This is a genomic window from Streptomyces antibioticus (genome assembly GCF_002019855.1).
Taxonomy (GTDB): domain Bacteria; phylum Actinomycetota; class Actinomycetes; order Streptomycetales; family Streptomycetaceae; genus Streptomyces; species Streptomyces antibioticus_B.
The window spans coordinates 3970684-3989826 of sequence record NZ_CM007717.1; the positions used below are offsets into that span (position 1 = coordinate 3970684).

The window sequence follows — 19143 nt, forward strand, 5'->3', positions numbered from 1 at the left end:
GTCCAGGCTAATAGACTTCGTCAGGAGTGTGAACCCATTACACCTCTGTCTCGGTAACTGAGATACAGAACGAACGCGCGGTGCAGCAGCCGGTTCAGCGGGAAGTCCCACTCCCCCAGGTACTCCACCGCCTCCCCGCCCGTGCCCGCCTTGAAGCGGAGCAGACCGAGCAGGTGGTTGGACTCCTCCAGGGTGTCGGTGATGCCCCGCAGGTCGTAGACGGCGGCGCCCAGCTCGTGCGCGTCGCACATCATGCGCCACTGCATCGCGTTGTTCGGCTGCACCTCGCGCCTGCGGGCGGTGGAGGCGCCGTAGGAGTACCAGACGTGCTCGCCGACCGTCAGCATCGTCGCCGCCGCGAGGACCTCGCCGTCGTGATGGGCGAGGTAGAGCCGCATACGGTCGGGGTGCTCGGCGTTCAGCGCGGTCCACATGCGCTGGAAGTAGGGCAGCGGACGCGGGACGAACCGGTCCCGCTCGGCGGTCTCGACGTAGAGCGCGTGGAACGTCGGCAGATCCTCCGGCCCGCCCCGGACCACCTTCACCCCGGCCTTCTCGGACTTCTTGATGTTGCGCCGCCACTGCTGGTTCAGTCCGCCCTGGATCTCCTCCAGCGACCGCCCGGCGAACGGCACCTGGAAGACGTACCGCGGCTGCCCCGCCGCGAAGCCGTCCTCGCCGCCCGCCTCGGCCTGCCGCCAGCCGGCCCCGCGCAGCCGCTCGGCGACGGCCGGGGCGCCGGGCTCCACCGAGGTCGGCTCCGCGTCCCCCAGCCGACGCGCGTCCGGGTCGGCCACGGCCGCCTTGACGGCGTCGGCACTCCAGCGCCGTACGACGACGGGCGGGCCCATCTTCACCGAGAACGCGCCCCGCGCCCGCAGATGCGCCAGCATCGGGTCCAGCCAGCGTTCCACCAGATCGGGCGCGGACCAGTCCACGACCGGCCCCTCGGGCAGATAGGCCAGATACCTCTGCAGCTTCGGCAGCGGCCGCAGCAGCACCAGCCCCACGCCCACCACCTCCCCGCGCTCGTCGAACCAGCCCAGGCTCTCCGCCCGCCAGTCCGGCTTCACGTCACCCCACGCGGGGATCTGCATATGGCTGACGGAAGGGCGGGCCGCGACGAACGCCAGGTGCTCGTCACGGGTGATGGGCTGGACACGCAGACGCATACGCCGGGCTCCCTCGGATCGGATGAACGCGCTGAACACGCCGTCACGGACGGCCGTACGGTCGGTCGCCCCGGCCCAGGTAACCAGCTCCGCCGGGCTGGACTCCGCAGGCCCGCGACGCCTGCGTGTCCGTCACCCGCCGTCCCCCGAGGCGTCCAGCGCCGCCGCGAGCACCTCCGCCAGATGCTCCCCGCGCACCCCCGCCAACTGCTCCACCTGCGTCCGGCAGGAGTACCCGTCCGCCAGGACCACCGCACCGGGCGGCGCCGAGCGCACGGCCGGCAGGAGCTGTTCCTCCGCGCAGGACACCGACACCTCGAAGTGGCCCTTCGTGAAGCCGAAGTCGCCCGCGAGCCCGCAGCAGCCGCCGCTCAGCTCACCGGTGATGCCGGCGGCCGCGCGCAGCCTGCGGTCGGCCGCGGCGCCGAGGACGGCGTGCTGGTGGCAGTGGGTCTGGCCGACCGCGGGACGGTCCACCCGCGGCGGCCGCCAGTGCGGCGCGTACCGCTCCAGCGTCTCCGCGAAGGTCAGCACCCGGGCGGCGAGCGCCGCGGCCCGCGGATCGTCCGCCAGCAGCTCGGGCAGATCGGTGCGGAGCGCGGCGGCGCAACTCGGCTCCAGGACCACCACCGGCGCGGCCGTCTCCAGCACCGGTTCCATCAGGTCCAGCGTGCGCCGCAGCACCGCGCGCGCCCGGTCGAGCTGGCCGGTGGAGACGTACGTCAGCCCGCAGCAGACCCGGTCCCGGCGCCCGCCGAGCAGAACGGCCGACAGGGCGATCGGGGACCTCGTACGCCCGTCCCCGACCGGCCGCCCGCGCATCCGCAGCGTCGGCGGCAACGCCACCCGCAGCCCGGCCGCCTCCAGCACCCGCACGGCGGCCCGCCCGACGGAGGGTGAGAGATGCTCGGTGAAGGTGTCCGGCCACAACACGACGAGGTCCCCGTCCGGCTCCCGGACCGCCGTCCCGACCGGCTCCGGGACCGCCGTCCCGACCGGCTCCCGGACCGCCGCACCGGCCGACTCTCCACCCGGCTCCCGGCCCAGGCCGCCCCCCGGCTCCCCATCAGGCCTCCCGCCCGAGCCATCGCCCGGTTCACCACCACGCACCCCGGTCGGCTCACCACCCGACGACGTCCCACCCGATCTTCCGCCCACCCCGCCGGACGCGGGCCGCCGGCGGCTCCACCACCGGCTGAACGTCTCCCTCGCCAGCCGCGGGATCGCCCGCTCCGGTGCGATGCCGCCGACCGCCTTCGCCAGGCGCGCCAACGGCCCCATGGCGGCCAGCGCGTTGAGGAGGGGCACCACACGCGTACGGGACGCCCAGCGCAGCCACTGCGGCAGCCTGCCCATGCTGAGGTGCGCGGCCGGGCGTCGGCGTCCGGCGTAGTGGTGGTGCAGGAACTCCGCCTTGTACGTGGCCATGTCCACGCCCACCGGGCAGTCCGTCCGGCACCCCTTGCACGACAGGCACAGGTCCAGCGCGTCGCGCACCTCGGTCGACCGCCAGCCGTCCGTCACCAGCTCACCGGCGAGCATCTCGTGCAGCAGACGGGCCCGCCCGCGCGTGGAGTGGGCCTCCTCGCCCGTCGCCCGGAACGACGGGCACATCACGGCGGCCCCGGTCACCTCCGTCGTACGGCATTTCGCGACCCCGACGCACCGCCGTACCGCCGCCGAGAAGTCGCCGCCGTCGGACGGGTAGCCGAAGGCCACGTCGACCGGTTCGCGGGGCAGGACGGCGAAGCGGAGGTTCGAGTCGAGGGGCGCGGGCCGGACCAGCATGCCGGGGTTGAGGAGGTCGTCCGGGTCCCAGACGGCCTTGGCCCGCTCGAAGAGGGCGACCAGCTCGGGGCCGTACATCCGCGGCAGCAGCTCCGCGCGCGCCTGCCCGTCGCCGTGCTCCCCCGACAGCGAACCGCCGTGCGCCACCACCAGGTCGGCGAGTTCCTCGGAGAAGACCCGGAACCGGCCGACGCCCGCCGCGGTCAGCAGATCGAAGTCGATCCGGACGTGGATGCACCCGTCCCCGAAGTGCCCGTACGGCGTCCCGCGCAGCCCGTGCCCGGCGAGCAGCTCCCGGAAGTCCCGCAGATAGGCGCCCAGCCGGGCCGGCGGCACCGCGCAGTCCTCCCAGCCGGGCCACGCCTCGGAATGGTCCGGCATCCGGGTCGCCGTACCGCTCGCGTCCTCCCGGATCCGCCACAGCGCCCGCTGCCGGGCCGGATCGGTGACGACGTCCGCGTCGACGGCGTCCGCCGCCCGCACGACCGTCTCCGCACGCGCGCGTGCCTCCTCCGCGGTGTCACCGCCCGTCTCGACGAACAGCCAGGCCCCGCCGCGCGGAAGATCGACCGGAGACGGCACCAGATCGGCGGCCATGCCCTCCACCGTCAGGGGGCGGTACGGCAGCAGCCCCGCCGCCGCCTCCGCCGCCGCGCTCTCGTCGGCGTACCCCAGCACCGCGAGGGCACGCGCGCGTGGTGCCCGTACGAGGTCCACGACCGCCTCCGTCAGCACGCCGAGCGTGCCCTCCGAGCCGCAGAAGGAACGGGCGACGTCGGCGCCGTTCTCGGGCAGCAGCGCGTCCAGCGCGTATCCGGAGATACGGCGGGGCAGGTCGGGGAATCCGGTGCGCAGGCGCGCCAGTTCGGCGTCGACCAGGGCGCGCAGCCCGTCCGGCGCGCCGGACCACCCCCGGCCCAACCGCAGACGCGCGCCGCGCGCGGTGACGACCGCCAGCTCGCGCACGCTGTCGGCGGTCGTGCCCCAGGCCACCGAGTGCGCGCCGCACGAGTTGTTGCCGATCATCCCGCCGAGCGTGCAGCGGCTGTGCGTGGACGGGTCGGGGCCGAACCGCAGCCCGTGCGGGGCGGCGGCCTCCTGGAGCCGGTCGAGGACCAGCCCCGGCTGCACGACGGCCGTACGGGTGCCGGGGTCGAGGTCGAGCAGCCGGTTCATGTGCCGGGTGAAGTCCAGCACCACGCCCGTACCGGTCGCCTGCCCCGCGATCGACGTCCCGCCGCCGCGCGCCACGACCGGCACGCCGTGCTCCCGGCACACCTCCAGTACGGCGGCGACGTCGTCGGCGTCCCGGGGCGCGACGACGCCCAGCGGCACCCGGCGGTAGTTGGAGGCGTCCATGGTGACCAGAGCCCGGGCCGTGACATCGAACTCCACGTCACCCCGGACGCCGTCGCGCAGCGCGGCTTCCAGATCCGTCATGGGTGCCAGCAAATCAGCCCACCCGGTGTTCGCCTCTCACGACGAAACGCCGTCTCACCCGACGGACGAGGTTTCGCCGAGGTTTCCTCCACCGGCTAACCTCCCTTCGTGGCTGAGATCCAGATTCCCGCTGACATCAAGCCCGCCGACGGTCGATTCGGCGCGGGCCCCTCCAAGGTGCGGACGGAAGCGCTGGACGCGCTGGCCGCGACCGGCACATCCCTCCTCGGCACGTCCCACCGCCAGGCGCCCGTCAAGAACCTGGTCGGCCAGGTGCGCGAGGGCATCTCCGAGCTGTTCTCCCTCCCCGAGGGCTACGAGGTGATCCTCGGCAACGGCGGCTCCACCGCGTTCTGGGACGTGGCGACCCACGGCCTGATCGAGAACAAGTCGCAGCACCTCACCTTCGGTGAGTTCAGCTCGAAGTTCGCCAAGGCCGCCAAGCTCGCACCCTGGCTGGCCGAGCCCACCGTCGTCTCCTCCGACCCCGGCACGCACCCGGAGCCGCGGGCCGAGGAGGGCGTGGACGTCTACGCCTTCACCCACAACGAGACGTCCACGGGCGTCGCGGCCCCCCTGAAGCGGGTCGCGGGCGCGGACTCCGGCTCCCTGGTCCTGGTGGACGCCACCTCCGGCGCGGGCGGCCTCCCGGTCGACATCGCCGAGACGGACGTCTACTACTTCGCCCCGCAGAAGTCCTTCGCCTCCGACGGCGGCCTGTGGATCGGCGTGTTCTCCCCGGCCGCGATCGAGCGCGCCGAGCGGATCCACGCGTCCGGCCGCCACATCCCGGAGTTCTTCTCGCTCCCGACGGCGATCGACAACTCCCGCAAGAACCAGACGTACAACACCCCGGCGCTGGCCACGCTGTTCCTGCTGAACCAGCAGTTGGAGTGGATCAACGGCCAGGGCGGCCTCGCCTGGTCCACGGCCCGCACGAAGGACTCCTCCTCGCGGCTCTACACCTGGGCCGAGGAGTCCAAGCACGCGACCCCGTTCGTCACGGACCCGGCCAAGCGGTCCCAGGTCATCGGCACGATCGACTTCGCCGACGAGATCGACGCGGCCGCGATCGCCAAGGTGCTGCGCGCCAACGGCATCGTCGACACCGAGCCCTACCGCAAGCTCGGCCGCAACCAGCTCCGCGTCGCGATGTTCCCGGCGATCGACCCGGCCGACGTCGAGGCCCTCACGCGGTGCATCGACTTCGTGATCGAGAAGCTGTAACGCTCCACTCGGGGACGGGAAAGGCGCCTGGTGATCTGTCACCGGGCGCCTTTTCAGAACTGCGCGATGAAGTCCCGCCAGCCGTCGCGGGAGACGGTGAGGAGGGGACCGTCGGTCTGCTTGCTGTCGCGGACGGCGCGGCCGTCGCCAACGGTGGGGGCCACCTCGACGCAGTTGGTCTCCGGTTGGGAGTACGACGACTTCCGGAAAGGGCCCACGAGCTCAGTCATAGTCGGTCTCCCTCGGGGTGGTCAGGAAGCAGCAGCGCTCAGAACTGCCCGATGAAAGCCCGCCAACCCTCACGGGACACGGAGAGGAGAGGGCCGTCGGTCTGCTTGCTGTCGCGGACGGCGCGGCCGTCGGGTGACGTGTCGGCGACCTCGACGCAGTTGCTCTCCGCCTGCGAGTACGACGACTTCCGGAAGGGGCCCACGAGTTCAGTCATAGTCGGTCTCCCTCGGGGTGGTCAGGAAACAGCAGCGCTCAGAACTGCCCGATGAAAGCCCGCCACCCCTCACGGGACACGGAGAGGAGAGGGCCGTCGGTCTGCTTGCTGTCGCGGACGGCTCGGCCGCCGGGGGCGGTGTCGGCGACCTCGACGCAGGCGTTCTCCTGCCCCGAATAGGACGACTTCCAGAACGGGCTTACGACCTCGGTCACGATGTGTCTTCCTTCAGACTCCGGAGTATGCCCCGGATGAGCTTCGCGCTCGCGTCCGGCGCCAATGCCGACGATCGTAGTAGGTCGTACGCATTGGCGTAAGCGGCGAGGTCCTCAGGCCCTTCAAGGACGGACGCGCCGCGCAGATTGTCCATGGCGACCGCCTCGACGGTCGGTTCCTTGTCGAAGCTGAAGGAGTAGAAGGCGCAGGAATAGCCGGGCAATACGCCCGCGCTGAACGGCAGCACCTGCACCGTGACGTTCTTCCGCTTGCCGGCCTCGAGAATCGCGGAGAGCTGGTTGCGATGAATCTCGACACCAAGCAGCGGGTGGGTGACGACCGACTCCCAGAGGATCGCGGTGTACGACGCTCCGCCCTCGGCAATCTTCGCCTGCCGCGCCATCCGGACCTTGACCAGGTGGGTGACCCGTTCGGGCTCGATATAGTGGGGGCCGCCGGAGATGGCCGCCTCCGCGTACTCCGGGGTCTGCAACAGGCCCGGCACCATGACTGGCTGCCACTCACGGATGTAGGTCGCGTCGTCTTCCAGCGCGATGTGGTCGGCGTAGTCCGGCCTCAAGTGCTCCGCGTGCTCCAGCCACCAGCCCCGGTTCTTCGAGTGCTTGGCCAAGTCCTCCAGCTTGTCGCGGACTTCCTCGTCGGTGACGCCGTACGCATCCAACAGCAGCCGCACCTCGATGACGCGCGGCGTCGCCTGCCCGCTCTCAACACGACTGATCCGAGCCTGACTTGATGCGATGACCTCGGCGGCCTGCGGTTGGTCCAGCTTGGCCGCCTGACGGTATTGCCGAAGCGCCGTACCCAGGCGCCTGCTGCGCACAGTCGGTCGTCCACCTGCGGGCATGTGAATCTCCCCTCCATTCCGCAGAACCTTGCCACAAGGGACGGCACCTTCATGGGCGCATCACACGATCGAGTGAGACGCTCGCATATATTCGCAGGTTCCAGTTGTGGGCGTATGGAATCCACATCTAGCTTCGTCCTCGTGCCAACGACCAAGACCTTCCTCATCCCCCAGCGCAGGCAACACGTGTCAACAGCCCGGCAGAACGTGCGCGAGGCCCTGGCCGGCTGGGGGATCGCCGATGAACTCACCGACGACGTGGTCCTCTCGGCCGGCGAACTCGTGGCCAACGCCGTGACCCACGGCCGGGTGTCCCACGCCCAGGTCAGGGTCACACTCACCGTGCAGGGGCCGTATCTCTTCCTGGAGGTCCACGACCCCGACCGGGACCGGCTCCCGAAGCCGCGGGCCTGCGACCCGGACGCCGAGAGCGGACGCGGCCTCGCGCTCGTCGGGCGGTTGGCCCACGGCTGGGGACACGCACAGCAGCGGTTCACGAAGTGCGTGTGGGCGCGCTTCCTGCTCCCGGAGGGGCCGCGTGTTCCGGCGGATCTATGAGGCGCTGACCCGGCGGACGAAGGTTGAACCACCTGCCCTCGCGGAGGAGGTCAGGGCGCCGGACCCGTACGTATGGCGACTCCCCGACCCGTACGAAGCCCGCTGGCGCCGGTGGGCCAAGCGCTCCCGGGCGGCCGGGTACCGCCTGCCGTTCCCGGCCGAGGAAGCCTGCTGGCAGACACCGGCCCGCCCGGCCGGACCCCGCTGGACGACGACCGATGACGTGGTGCGGCCGTACGTCCTCAGACCTTGATGCTTCGGCGGACGCGGGCGATGACTTGCTGGGCGTCGGTGCCGAAGACCGCCGATTCGGCGAGGGTGTCCCAGACGCGGCGGTAGAGGGCAATCGTTTCGGCGTCGTCGAGCCAGAGTTCGGCGTGCCAGTCCTCGACGGCGACCATACGGTCGTCCAGCATGCAGAAGGAGTTGGCCGGCGGAAGGCGCAGGGCGCTGTCCAACGGGACGATCCCGAGGTGGACGGTGTCCATGCCCACCATGCCGAGCAGCCTGTCCAGTTGGGCGACCAGCACTTCCGGCGGGCACACCTTGGACCACAGGGCGCCCTCCCACATGAGCAGCTTCAACTGCTTGCCCGGCCGGTACAGCCACTCCTGCCGTTTCATGCGCGCTCGCACCGCGTCCTCGGTGTCTCGCGGGGAGCACCGGAGGTCCGTGTAGCGGTCGAAGACGTGCCGTGCGTAGTCGGCGGTCTGGACCATGCCGCTGATCGTGCTGTTCTCCCACATGAGGAGGGTGCGGGACTCGTCCACGAGGCTGTTCCACCGCTCCTGGACAGGGCCGTGGCCTGCCGCGAGCTGGCGCCGCCAGGAGCGGATGTGGCTTTCGAAGCCCTTCAGCCGGGCGCGCAGTTCCGCGAACGCGGCAGGCTGCCCGACGGCCTCCGTCCATGCGCGGAGGTCGTCGTCCGTCGGGGTCTGCCTGCCGTTCTCCAGCTTGCTGACCTTCGACTGCGGCCAGTCCAGCCGCTGGGCCAGTTCGGTGCCGGTGAGCCGGCCATCAGGGCACTCGGTACGCAATTCCCTGAGTCTTCGGCCCAGTTCCTCGCGCGCCCTCTGATAGTCCGTGCTCACCGGTATCCGCTCTGACCCCTACGTGTCGCTGTCCAACTCGGCCGTGAACCGCTTCCACGGTACGGCGTGATGCCAGGCCGCGTCCCGCACCATGCAGCAGCGCACCACCTCGGCGGGCTCCGTGATCAGATCCACGTGTGTGAGTTCGTCGGCGTCGTCGAACCGCAGGAGCGCGACGAGGCGGCTGTCGAACAGCCAGAAGTCCTCGGCGGGGAGGCGGAGTCGGTCGGCGTCGGCCCGCCACAGGTTGCGGATGTCCTCACCGAAGCCGATGTTTCCCTTGGCGCTGCTGAGGAGGTAGCGCTGGCCGAGCGTGGCGGGCTGATCCACGATGCGCACGCGTTCCATGCGCTTGCCCTGCTCGGTCTGCGCGCGGATCGTGTCGCGGAACCACCTGACCTCCGGGGCGTCGGCCCAGTCGTCGCCGACCGAGCCGGTGTCCACGAACTGCCTCCAGCGCTCGTTCTTCTCGTCGCTCGCGTACCTCCGCCGGGTCTCCAACCGCCACGCCGTGTGCTCGAACTTGCCGAACAGGCTCTGGAACTCGTCCCGATCGATCGTCCGCGCCTGCCGGTCCCGCTCCTTCGGGGTCCAGTCCACGAGCAGATCACGCGGGACCACGACGGCGACCTCCCCCTCCGAGAAGTGCTGGAGCTGCGCCAGGTCGTCCGCGTCGGTGAGCGGAGGACCATGGACGATCACCTCGCCACTGTCCAAGTCCTCGTGCACCGACGGGCATCCGGTGACCCCGCTCCCGGTCCCGTTGAACCGCAACCGACGTGCCATACGCGACAACTCCCTTGAGACTCGACGATGTTGCTCCCCCAGCATGTCGGTACCTCTGAGTGAATCTCCATGTATTCAGAGTGACGACGTGAGAATAGTTGAGAATATTCGCCACTTGGCAACCCCTCTCCGCCCCACGCCGCTCACCGAGAACAACCAACCCGCCACGGCGGCAAACCAGAGAGGGTCACCCATGCTCGACGCAACCAAGCTCTACGCCCTCGACATCACCTCGGCCTCGTTCAGGAAGGCCTGCGGCGGCAACAGGCACCCGGAACCACCCCCGGCCGGGAGCCGGCCGGAGCTGGTTCAGCGGTATCGCGAGGTGGCTGCCGAGTTCCCCGGCTCCGACCTCCCGCCGCTGGAGACGGCGTACTGGCTCCTCAAGCCCCGCTCATCGGTGCGGGGCACATGGGAGGACCCGGAAGAAGCCGCGGCGTGGATCCATGAGCGGCTGGCCGAGGTGCGCCTCACCGCGCACCTCGCTCACGCCGCCGAGCGGCTCCGGCGGGGCGGGGACGTGTCCCTCGGGTTCTATCTGGAGCGGCCGGTCTTCCTGTCGTTGGCGGTGGTGGCGTGTTCGCCGCGTCGTGAGCGGCACGCCGGCCTCGCCTGTCCGCTCAGCAGGTGAAGGGGCGCCCTGAGGCAGGGCGCCCCTTCCGTCACGTCGCCGTGCAGCTCACCGCCGGTGCACCCGCACCGCCCGGTGCCGCTCCGAAGCCGAAGCTCGCCGACGTGCCCGGTGCCACCGTGCCGTTGTGCGCCGCGTTGACCGCCGTCACCGTCCCGCCGCTCTGGGTGTACGACGCGTTCCACATGGTCGTGACCTGCTGTGCGCCGCTCCAGGTCCAGGTCACCTTCCAGGAGGAGAGCGCCGTCGTCCCCGTGTTGGTCACCTTCACGTCCGCGTTGAAGCCGCCGCCCCAGTCGCTGCTGATCGTGTACGTGGCCGAGCAGGAAGCCGTCGAACCGCCGTCATCCCCTCCACCGCCCCCGCCGGCCGGGAAGCCCGGCGCCTTGATGCTCGCCAGGTAGCCGTCCTTCACCGTGTCCACGGTCTGCCAGTCGTCCTTCAGAATGCCGCCCGTGTCACCGGAGTTGGGGTTCCAGGACCAGAAGGTCCAGTGGAAGGAGTCGCCGCCGTACGTCGACGTGGGCCGCAGGTAGTCCACCAGGGCCGCCAGCCACCGCTGGTCCACCGTCGAGGCGAGCGTCGTGCCGAACTCGCCCAGCCAGACCGGCGCGATGTTCTGCTTGAAGAGGTAACCCCAGTACCTGTCCCAGATCCCCGGCATGTTCGCGGGGAACGACGGATCGCTGAACCAGCTCTGCTGGGCGACGCTCGTGGCGTAGTCGTGGGCCGAGTACACGAGCCGGCCGGGCACGTCGAGCCGTACCGGGTACTGGGCCACGCCCATCAGATTGCCGCCCCACCAGCCGGAGACGCCGTTGAAGGTCTGCACGCCCTCGACGAGGATCAGCAGGTCCGGGTTGACGGAGAGGACCGCGTTGCCGGCCCGCTCGGCGGCGAGCCGCCAGTCGGTCGCGGTGTCGCCGCAGCCCCAACAGGCGGGATCGTGCGGCTCGTTGTGCAGGTCGATGCCGATGACGGTGTCCTGGCCCCGGTAACGGGCCGCCAGCGCCTTGAGGTTGGCGATCCACGTCGACTCGGGCACGGCCGGGGTGTACCAGAGCGCCGACTGCCCGGCGGCGTCCGGGCGGTGCCGGTCGAGGATGACCTTGAGGCCGCCCTGACCGGCGTACGCGACGATCCTGTCCAGGACGCCGAGGGAGCCGAGCTCTTGCAGGTCGGCGTTCTTGCCGCCGCTGAAGTCGATGCCGGTGGGGGCGGTGCCGCTCTTGAGGATGTCGTCGCTGTACGGGATGCGGAGGGTGTTGTACCCGAGCGACTTCATCTGGTCGATCATGCTCTTGTAGTCGCGGGACCAGAGGCCGTGGACGACGTTGTCGGCGGTCTCGAAGCCGAACCAGTTGATCCCGGCGATCCTGACCGGCTGCCCGGCGGAGTCGAGGATCTGGCGGCCGCTGGTGTGCCAGTAGCCGGCACCTGCGGCAGCCTCGGCCTCGACCGCCTGCGCGCCTGCCGCCAGGGGGAGCAGCAGGGCCGCGACGGCGACGCACAGCGCTCTGCGGAGGTTGCGGAACATGACGTTGCTTCCTCTCGGGGCGGCGCGGGTCCGGAACATATGGGAGCGCTCCCATACGCCGCGCACCTCCAGGAAACTGGGATGCCATGAACTCGTCAAGATGAGCGGCGGCACCCCGTGGCTGCCGCCGCTCACGCGTATCGGTCAGGCGCTCTCGACGGGCCCGTCGGTGACACCGTCGGTGCCCAGGTCCGTACCCCCGTCCGTACCCCCGTCCGTACCTCCGTCGCCGCCCCCGGGGCCGATCAGCGAGGCGTCGATGCCGGCGATTCCGCCGGTCGCCGTGAGGCTCACCAGGACCCGCACCGGTGCGATCGGGTTCGGCGGGACGATCGGGTTGGGCGGGACGACCGGGTTGATCTGGAGGAACGTCGGGAGCACGAGCAGCGGCGTGATCGGGTTCGGCGGGACGGTGACCCGGTCGACGTCGGCGCCGACGAACCGGTACGTGGCACCCGTGACGGCGCCGACGCCCCTGGTGTTCCCCAGCGAGCTGATGACCTGTGCCGTACCGCCGCCGTCCGCGCCCGTCCTGGTGACGACGGTGACGTGGAGCGTGCCGGTGAGGTTGATCTGCTCCGAGGCGCCCGCGATCGGGCCGCTCAGCGCGATGGTGGCGGAACGCCAGTCCACGCCCAGGGTGGGGACGGCGTGACCGGCGCGGGCCGGCTGGGCGGCGGCGGCCGTCGCCGACGGGACGGCGAGTCCCAGGACGGCGAGGAGCAGGCTGAGCTTCACGGTGAACGTGCGGGCGGCGCGTATGGCATGACCGCGCATCGGGACTCCCATCGGTGAGGAGCGGGACCGTACGAAGCCGCCCCCGTCCCGCGAGACACCGCCAGCCTGCCGGGCCGGACACCCACTGTCGCGCGGGACGGTCCGGACGGGTGACCCGGCCCGCGCACGCCGGTCGCCGACGCGCCGCCGTGCGCTCAGCGGCGCCGCCGCAACCGTCGTACGCCGAACGCCGCGACGAGCACCGCCGCCAGGGCGAACGCGCCCAGTTTCACCTCGCCGCCCGTCGAGGAACCGTCGTCCTCGCTCGTGGCGTTGTCCGAACTCCCTGAGCCCGACGGCGACTTGGAGTCGGCCGGGGCATCGGGGGCGTCCTCCGCCACCACCGTGCTGCCGGTGCCCTCGCTGCCGTACATGAGCTTGGTGCCGTCGGCGGAGTAGGTGACGGACTCGCCCTGCCGTTGGAGGGGCACGTCGAGGCGGCCCTTGCGTCGGAGGTCGCCGCCGTTCCACTCGTAGGAGATGCCGCCGAAGTAGCCGCGTACGGCGAGGTGGGTGCCGTCCGGGGAGAACGCGGCGTCGGTGGCCCACAGGTCGACGGGGGCGACCGGCTTGAAGACGTTCGTGCCGGAGGCGGCGAGGGTGGCCGGGCCCTCGTAGAGGTGTCCGCCGTCCTCCTGCTTGTCGATGATGTAGACCCGCCCGGTCCTGGGGTGCACGAGGAGCGACTCGGCGTCGCGGGGGCCGTCGGCGTACTTGACGATGTACTGCGTGGCGCGGACCGTCGCGTCGGTGAGCGTCTTCGGCTCGGGCAGCCGGTAGATCCACACGTACGGCCAGCCGCCGCCGAGGTTGTCGCCGATGTCGCCGACCCAGATCTCGTTGCCGGGGCCGATCGAGATGGCCTCGACGTCGCGCGGGGTGCCGATGCCGGTGAGGGTGAGGCGGGCGACGGTCTTCCCGGTCGCGCTGTCGACGGCGTAGAGGTAGGGGCCGTCGTCGCTGTCGTTGTGGGTCCAGTAGACGCCCGGGTGCTGTCGGGAGGCGGCGAGACCGCTGGACTCGGTGATGCGCGGGTCCTCGATGGTGAAGTCCTTGTTCCCGGCCTTGTCCCCGTCATCGGCGGAGGCGGGTACGGCGAGCGCGGGTACGGCGGCCGCGCCCATGAGGAGGGCACCGGCGAGGAGGGCTCCGGCACGGCCGGCGAAGGGTCGTCGCATGCCCCAAGCCTGCCATCCCGCCCGCGCGTTCCGGGCGCGGCGATCACCGCGGCGCAGGTCGTGGCCGGGTCGTGGCCGGGTCGTGGCCGGGCCCTGGCCGTGTCCTTGTCGGCCGTGGTCAGCCTCACACGCCCCCGGACTCCTGTGATCGTCCGGCGATCCCTCATCATGAGCGGATGCTTAGGTTCATGCCCGTGGGCGACTCGATGACGATCGGCAGCGCGGGCGAACACACATGGCGTTACCGCATGTGGCGGCACCTGTGCGCGACGTACGACGGCCCCTGCGCCCTGGTCGGCCCGCGCGAGACGCTCCACGACAAGCAGGCGGACGCGCCCACGTCGTACGCGTACGCCGAACCGGGCTTCCCGCGCGCCCATCTGGCCGGCTGGGGCGAGGGCTGGCTGCACATGGCCCCGCTGATCCGCGCGGCGGTGCGGGAGCACCGGGCGGACGTGCTGCTGGTCTCCCTGGGCCTGATCGACCTGGGCTTCTACACCAACGCCGAGCAGACCGCGGAGAACGTGCGGTCCTTCACGGCCGAGGCGCGCGCGGCGAACCCGGCGGTGCGGATGGTCTGGCTGCCGGTGATCCCCAACGTGCGCGCGGCGGACGACCCGCCCTTCGGCGCCGAGGTCACCGCCTTCAACGAACGCCTGGCGAAGGCGGCCGCCGACCTGGACACCCCGTCCTCCCCGATCCTCCTGGCCTCGGTCCCCGACACCTGGGATCTCCACACCGACACCTACGACGGCACCCACCCCAACGCACGCGGCGAACACAAACTGGCGGCGGCCTTCGCGACGGCGATGCATCAAGGGTGGGGGGTGGGCGGGGAGTACGGGGCCCGCGACTGACCGGTCCGGGCTCCGCCGACCCCGGCCCCCTTGCGTCGAGCGCACTCCAAGTCGTTGGCTGGGGTCCCATGAAGTACACGCAGCTCGGACGTACCGGACTCAAGGTCAGCCGTCTCGTCCTCGGCACCATGAACTTCGGCCCGCAGACCGACGAGACCGAGTCCCACGCGATCATGGATTCGGCGCTGGACGCGGGTATCAACTTTTTCGACACCGCTAACGTGTACGGCTGGGGCGAGAACAAGGGCCGTACCGAGGAGATCATCGGCAACTGGTTCGCCAAGGGCGGCGAGCGGCGCGACAAGGTCGTGCTCGCCACCAAGGTGTACGGCAACATGGCCGCCGAGGGCGACGCCTGGCCCAACCACGACAAGCTGTCCGCGCTCAGCATCCGGCGGGCCGTGGACGCGTCGCTCAGGCGGCTGAAAACCGACTACATCGACCTGTACCAGTTCCACCACATCGACCGCCTCACGTCGTTCGACGAGATCTGGCAGGCGATCGACGTGCTGGTGCAGCAGGGCAAGGTCCTCTACGCCGGTTCCTCCAACTTCCCCGGCTACAAGATCGCCCAGGCCAACGAGACCGCCGCGCGCCGGGGCGGGACCATCGGGCTCGTCAGCGAGCAGTGTCTGTACAACCTGGCCGAGCGGCGCGCCGAGATGGAGGTGATCCCGGCCGCGCGCGAGTACGGCCTCGGCGTCATCCCGTGGTCGCCGCTGCACGGCGGGGCGCTGGGCGGGATCATCCGCAAGGAGGTCGAGGGCGGGCGCCGCGCGGCCGGGCGGGCCGCCGACACGCTGGCCGACCCCGTGGCGCGTGGCCGGATCCAGGCGTACGAGGACCTCCTCGACAAGCACGGGATCGAACCCGGCGAGGCCGCTCTGGCGTGGCTGCTCACCCGGCCCGGCGTGACCGGACCGATCGTCGGCCCGCGCACCGCCGGGCAACTGGAGTCGGCGATCCGTGCGGTGGGACTGGAGCTGAGCGAGGAGCTGCTGACCGGCCTGGACGAGATCTTCCCGGGACCGGGGCCGTCCCCGGAGGCGTTCGCCTGGTAGTCGGGGGGGGCTGCTTCGGGCGGGGCGAGGGCGCCGAGACGCACCCGGGCGTCCCTCCCCCTCCCCTGCTTCTACTTCCCGACCGCGGCCGCCATCGCCACCACGACAAACATCAGCACGAGCGCACCGGCCATGATCCGGTTCCTGGTCTTCGGGTCCACGCGTCGAGCCTAACCGGCGCCGCCGAGCGGCCAGCGCCCGACCGGGTCGTAGCGGGGCTGCTCCCCCGGCACCCCGGACCGCGGCAGCCGGCTGCGTACGAGCGTCAGCTCGTCCACGGTCCAGGTACGGTCGGCGAAGGCGTCCAGCGCCTCGACGTACGGCGTCACGTCCACGGCGTCGCGGCTGCGGGCCAAGGTCAGATGCGCCTTGTAGCGGCGGTGTCCTCCCAGGTCGAGGCCCGCTTTCCGGCCCGCCGCCTCGGCCCGGTCCGCGAGCAGCCGCAACGCCGGTACGTCCCCGGCGGCCCCGGCCCAGAGGGCCCGTCCGTGCCCGAACTGTCCCCCGCCCCGCACACCGAGCGCGAACGGCTCACTCCGGCGCGCGACCCGCCCCAGCCGCGCCGACAGCTCCTCCACGAGGTCGTCGTCGACCTCGCCGTAGAAGGCGAGCGTGAAGTGCCACCCGGGCCGCCCGGTCCACCGCAACGCCTCCGCCCTGGGCAGCCGCCGCAACTCCCCCACCTCGACGGCGAGTTCCCGCACCACGTCGTCCGGCGGAAGCACGGCGGCGAACAGTCTCATACGGCCGATTCTCCCGAACCGGGGTACCGACCGCGCGGCACAGGGCGGGTGTGGCCGGACTCACAGGGGGCGCGCCACCGGTAACGGCGGTGCCCCTCCCTCCGGGACTACGCCCACGCCCACATCCGCTGCCGAGCCGGACGCCGACGGGGACGCTCACCCTTCCCGGGGAGGGCACGCACGGCGGCGCTGAGCCGCTGACCACCATGTGCACGGGCCCCGCCGGTGCCGCGCGGGGTGACCGCCCTGCCCCGGGACAGGCGCATCACACCGCGGACAGCCCTCGGTGACGCCGCAGGAGGAGCACAGCCCGCCGCACGACCGGCCACGGCCAGGGGGTGAGCGCACCTGCACCTCGGACAACCACTGGCACCGGCCGACCGCCGGGGGGTGCAGCCGACGGCCACACAGCCGACCAGCCCCAGGCCACGCGGGGGTCGGACCCCGCTCCAGCCGAAGCCGTGCACGCGCGGCCTCCCTCCCTCACACCGGCGGGATCAGCTCCCGAATTTCCGGCGGCCGGGAGCCGACGCCCCGTTTCCGGCACCCCCGCCCACGACCATGCCCCCTCACGCCGCCGAGGTCAGTTCCCGGTCCCGGTCGGTCTCTTTCTCGGTCCGGCGAGGGACGAACCGTACCCGGGGATGGCCGTGGTGCCAGCCGACCGTGAGGCGGAGGTTGCCCACCCGGGTCAGGGTCAGGCCGATCGTGGCGGCGGCCAGGGCGGCCACCGCGCCGCCCGTCGCGAGGCCCGCACGGACGCCGTACGCGTCGGTGATCCAGCCCGCGATCGGGGCGCCGACCGGGGAGCCGCCGAGGAAGACCATCATGTAGAGGGCCATGACACGGCCGCGCATGGCCGGGTCGGTGCCCATCTGGATGCTGGTGTTGGCGGTGACGTTGACCGTCATGCCGAACATGCCGATCGGGGCCATCAGCAGGGCGAAGAGCCACAGCGAGGGCGCGCCCGCCGCGGCGATCTCCACCGCGCCGAAGGCCACGGCCGCCGCGATGAGCACCCGCATCCGGGTCGTGCCGCGCCGCGCCGCCAGCAGGGCGCCGATCAGCGAGCCGACCGCCATCAGCGTGTTGAAGAGGCTGTACGCACCGGCGCCCGCGTCGAAGACGTCGTCGGCGAAGGCGGAGAGGTAGACGGGGAAGTTGAAGCCGAAGGTGCCGACGAACCCGATCAGGGTGATCGTCCAGATCAGGTCGGGGCGGCCGGCGACATAGCGAAGCCCTTCGCGGAGCTGGCCCTTGGCGCGCGGGGCGCGTTCGACGGCGTGCAGGTCGCGGGCGCGCATCAGCAGCAGGCCGGTGATGGGCGCGACGAAGGACAGGCCGTTGAAGAGGAACGCCCAGCCGGTGCCGACACCGGTGATCAGCACGCCGGCGACGGCGGGGCCGACGAGCCGGGCGGACTGGAAGTTCGCGGAGTTGAGGCTGACCGCGTTCTGGAGCTGGTCCGGGCCGACCATCTCGGAGACGAAGGACTGCCGGGCCGGATTGTCGACGACCGTCGCGAGACCCACGGCGAACGCGGCGACGTACACGTGCCACACCTGGACGTGCCCGGAGAGCGTGAGCAGGGCGAGCGCGATGCCGGTGAGGGCCATCGCCGCCTGGGTGAACAGCAGCGTGGGCCGCTTGGGCAGGCGGTCGACGAGGACACCGCCGTAGAGGCCGAAGAGCAGCATCGGCAGGAACTGGAGGGCCGTCGTGACGCCGACGGCCGTGGCGGAGCCGGTGAGGCTGAGGACCAGCCAGTCCTGGGCGATCCGCTGCATCCAGGTGCCGATGTTCGAGACGACCTGGCCGGCGAAGAACAGCCGGTAGTTCCTGACCTTCAGCGAGGCGAACATCGACGCGCGGGCGGGACGGGCGGGCGGGGATTCGGGGGTGGTCGGTGCGGGTGCGGAGTCTGCTCCGGGTCCCGGACTCAAAGGGTTCGCCTCCTGTGTGTCGCGTGGTGCTGTCGGCGGAGCCACTGCGCTACAGATGCGCGAGCTTCTCCAGCACGGGTGCGGCGGCGCGCAGCTTCGCCCACTCGTCCTCGTCGAGGCCGTCGACCAGCGTGGCCAGGAAGGCGTTCCGCTTGCGGCGGCTCTCCTCGAGCATGGTCTCGGCCTGCTCGGTCCTGGTGACGACCTTCTGGCGGCGGTCCTCGGGGTGCGGCTCCAGCCGGACCAGGCCCTTGGCCTCCAGGAGCGCCACGATGCGGGTCATGGACGGCGGCTGGACGTGTTCCTTGCGGGCCAGCTCACCGGGGGTGGCGCTGCCGCACAGGGACAGGGTGCCGAGCACCGACATCTCGGTCGGGCTCAGCGATTCGTCGACCCGCTGGTGCTTGAGCCGACGGGACAGCCGCATCACGGCGGATCGCAGGGAGTTCACGGCGGCAGCGTCGTCGCCATGCGTAAGGTCCGGCATGTTCTTTAACATAACTCATTACCCTCGCTAAATACCACCCGGGGCCCCACCCCCGCTCCGTCTTGAGGAAACGCAGAATCACTCATACGGGTGATACGACCGCGGAACGGCTCCCACCACCCCGAACCGTGCAGCGACCCTCGTAGCCATGGGGACCAGTGTGCTCAGCCTGCGGATAGACGGGGAGCTGCTCGAACGGCTCCGCCACCATGCTGCGAAAAGGGGAATGAGCGTCCAGGACTATGTGATCCAGACGCTCATCCGTGACGACTTCGACGAGCGGTTCCAGGCCGCCGTCGAGGAGACGGAGAAGTTCTACGGGCTCACCTGAGCCCGTAGCC

At 71.3% G+C, this 19143-nt stretch carries 20 protein-coding genes; 6 read left to right on the top strand and 14 right to left on the bottom strand.

The genetic code is table 11. The features are described from left to right. Positions 1–20: 20 nt before the first annotated feature. Positions 21–1172 carry a lipid II:glycine glycyltransferase FemX gene (locus AFM16_RS17765; protein WP_078633908.1) on the bottom strand — a complete coding sequence of 384 codons (1152 nt, stop codon included), beginning with the start codon at positions 1170–1172 and terminating at the stop codon, positions 21–23. Positions 1173–1304: 132 nt separating this feature from the next. After that, on the bottom strand, positions 1305–4400 hold the full coding sequence (locus AFM16_RS17770; RefSeq protein WP_078633909.1) for an FAD-binding and (Fe-S)-binding domain-containing protein: 3096 nt from the start codon (positions 4398–4400) through the stop codon (positions 1305–1307). A 108-nt stretch (positions 4401–4508) separates the two neighbouring features. On the opposite strand from AFM16_RS17770, the gene serC reads away from it, so the two are divergent. Next, on the top strand, positions 4509–5627 hold the full coding sequence (gene serC / locus AFM16_RS17775; protein ID WP_078633910.1) for a phosphoserine transaminase: 1119 nt from the start codon (positions 4509–4511) through the stop codon (positions 5625–5627). A 53-nt stretch (positions 5628–5680) separates the two neighbouring features. Here the strand turns inward: serC and AFM16_RS17780 are convergent, their stop codons facing one another. From AFM16_RS17780 to AFM16_RS17795, 4 genes are read right to left on the bottom strand one after another with little or no spacing between them, the layout of a single operon-like run. Then, entirely contained in the window at positions 5681–5857 is a 177-nt protein-coding gene (locus AFM16_RS17780) for a DUF397 domain-containing protein (protein ID WP_078633911.1), read from the bottom strand. Positions 5858–5895: 38 nt separating this feature from the next. Next, positions 5896–6072 (bottom strand): DUF397 domain-containing protein, encoded by a 177-nt coding sequence (locus tag AFM16_RS17785; protein WP_078633912.1) that lies wholly within the window; start codon positions 6070–6072, stop codon positions 5896–5898. Positions 6073–6110: 38 nt separating this feature from the next. Further along, complete coding sequence (locus tag AFM16_RS17790; RefSeq protein ID WP_078633913.1) at positions 6111–6287, bottom strand: DUF397 domain-containing protein; 177 nt, start codon at positions 6285–6287, stop codon at positions 6111–6113. Continuing rightward, entirely contained in the window at positions 6284–7153 is an 870-nt protein-coding gene (locus AFM16_RS17795; protein ID WP_078633914.1) for a helix-turn-helix domain-containing protein, read from the bottom strand. Before AFM16_RS17795 ends, AFM16_RS17790 begins: the two co-directional genes overlap by 4 nt. A 141-nt stretch (positions 7154–7294) precedes the next feature. On the opposite strand from AFM16_RS17795, the gene AFM16_RS17800 reads away from it, so the two are divergent. Further along, a complete protein-coding gene (locus AFM16_RS17800) occupies positions 7295–7711 on the top strand; it encodes an ATP-binding protein (protein ID WP_078633915.1) in 417 nt (138 codons plus the stop codon). Between the two features lie 242 nt (positions 7712–7953). Here the strand turns inward: AFM16_RS17800 and AFM16_RS17805 are convergent, their stop codons facing one another. Together AFM16_RS17805 and AFM16_RS17810 are read right to left on the bottom strand one after the other, a co-directional pair. Further along, positions 7954–8802, bottom strand: a complete 849-nt coding sequence (locus AFM16_RS17805) for a helix-turn-helix domain-containing protein (protein ID WP_030785341.1) — start codon at positions 8800–8802, stop codon at positions 7954–7956. Between the two features lie 18 nt (positions 8803–8820). Beyond that, a complete protein-coding gene (locus tag AFM16_RS17810; protein ID WP_078633916.1) occupies positions 8821–9588 on the bottom strand; it encodes a DUF6879 family protein in 768 nt (255 codons plus the stop codon). A 193-nt stretch (positions 9589–9781) separates the two neighbouring features. Between AFM16_RS17810 and AFM16_RS17815 the strand changes: the two genes are divergently transcribed. Beyond that, positions 9782–10219 (top strand): hypothetical protein, encoded by a 438-nt coding sequence (locus AFM16_RS17815; protein ID WP_370628044.1) that lies wholly within the window; start codon positions 9782–9784, stop codon positions 10217–10219. Positions 10220–10250: 31 nt separating this feature from the next. Here AFM16_RS17815 and AFM16_RS17820 read toward each other — a convergent pair whose 3' ends face one another. From AFM16_RS17820 to AFM16_RS17830, 3 genes are all read right to left on the bottom strand, one after another. Further along, positions 10251–11756: a cellulase family glycosylhydrolase gene (locus tag AFM16_RS17820; protein WP_078633917.1), complete on the bottom strand. Its 1506-nt coding sequence runs from the start codon at positions 11754–11756 to the stop codon at positions 10251–10253. A 144-nt stretch (positions 11757–11900) separates the two neighbouring features. Then, entirely contained in the window at positions 11901–12533 is a 633-nt protein-coding gene (locus AFM16_RS17825) for a hypothetical protein (protein ID WP_078633918.1), read from the bottom strand. Positions 12534–12688: 155 nt separating this feature from the next. After that, positions 12689–13711 (bottom strand): TolB-like translocation protein, encoded by a 1023-nt coding sequence (locus AFM16_RS17830; protein WP_078633919.1) that lies wholly within the window; start codon positions 13709–13711, stop codon positions 12689–12691. 176 nt (positions 13712–13887) lie between these two features. Between AFM16_RS17830 and AFM16_RS17835 the strand changes: the two genes are divergently transcribed. Both AFM16_RS17835 and AFM16_RS17840 read left to right on the top strand, forming a co-directional pair. Next, complete coding sequence (locus AFM16_RS17835; RefSeq protein ID WP_078633920.1) at positions 13888–14568, top strand: GDSL-type esterase/lipase family protein; 681 nt, start codon at positions 13888–13890, stop codon at positions 14566–14568. 68 nt (positions 14569–14636) lie between these two features. Next, positions 14637–15629, top strand: a complete 993-nt coding sequence (locus tag AFM16_RS17840) for an aldo/keto reductase (RefSeq protein ID WP_078633921.1) — start codon at positions 14637–14639, stop codon at positions 15627–15629. A 170-nt stretch (positions 15630–15799) separates the two neighbouring features. On the opposite strand, the gene thpR is transcribed toward AFM16_RS17840, so the two are convergent. The 3 genes from thpR to AFM16_RS17855 form a co-directional block, all read right to left on the bottom strand. Further along, complete coding sequence (thpR, locus tag AFM16_RS17845) at positions 15800–16372, bottom strand: RNA 2',3'-cyclic phosphodiesterase (RefSeq protein ID WP_078633922.1); 573 nt, start codon at positions 16370–16372, stop codon at positions 15800–15802. 569 nt (positions 16373–16941) lie between these two features. Continuing rightward, entirely contained in the window at positions 16942–18315 is a 1374-nt protein-coding gene (locus AFM16_RS17850; protein WP_078633923.1) for an MFS transporter, read from the bottom strand. A 49-nt stretch (positions 18316–18364) separates the two neighbouring features. Further along, positions 18365–18802 carry a MarR family winged helix-turn-helix transcriptional regulator gene (locus tag AFM16_RS17855; RefSeq protein ID WP_030785368.1) on the bottom strand — a complete coding sequence of 146 codons (438 nt, stop codon included), beginning with the start codon at positions 18800–18802 and terminating at the stop codon, positions 18365–18367. A 148-nt stretch (positions 18803–18950) separates the two neighbouring features. Between AFM16_RS17855 and AFM16_RS17860 the strand changes: the two genes are divergently transcribed. Next, positions 18951–19133 (top strand): ribbon-helix-helix protein, CopG family, encoded by a 183-nt coding sequence (locus AFM16_RS17860; RefSeq protein WP_030785370.1) that lies wholly within the window; start codon positions 18951–18953, stop codon positions 19131–19133. The last annotated feature ends 10 nt before the right edge of the window (positions 19134–19143 follow it).